Origin of the sequence: Enterocloster aldenensis (assembly GCF_003434055.1) — a bacterium.
GTDB classification, from domain to species: Bacteria; Bacillota; Clostridia; order Lachnospirales; family Lachnospiraceae; genus Enterocloster; species Enterocloster aldenensis.
Window position 1 is genome coordinate 1 of the sequence record NZ_QVEX01000060.1, and the last position, 249, is coordinate 249.

Genomic DNA, 249 nt, shown 5'->3' on the forward strand with positions numbered 1-249 from the left:
AGATAGAGAAATTACTGATTTTGATGAAATGATGAAAATTATTGCAAAGTGTGATACTTGTCGTTTAGCACTATTTGATGATGAATTTCCTTATATCGTTCCTTTAAACTTTGGAACAAATGTAGAAGAAGGACAACTTTATCTATATTTTCATAGTGCCAAAGTAGGAACAAAACTTGATTTAATAAGAAAAAATAATAAAGTGACTTTTGAAATGGATTGCGAACATAATATTATTATGTATGATGA

General features: G+C 26.9%; 1 protein-coding gene. It reads left to right on the plus strand.

Going from position 1 to position 249, the window contains the following annotated elements:
* Nucleotides 1–249: pyridoxamine 5'-phosphate oxidase family protein (locus DWX59_RS29570; RefSeq protein WP_235845217.1), on the plus strand; the 249-nt coding region annotated here is incomplete at both ends.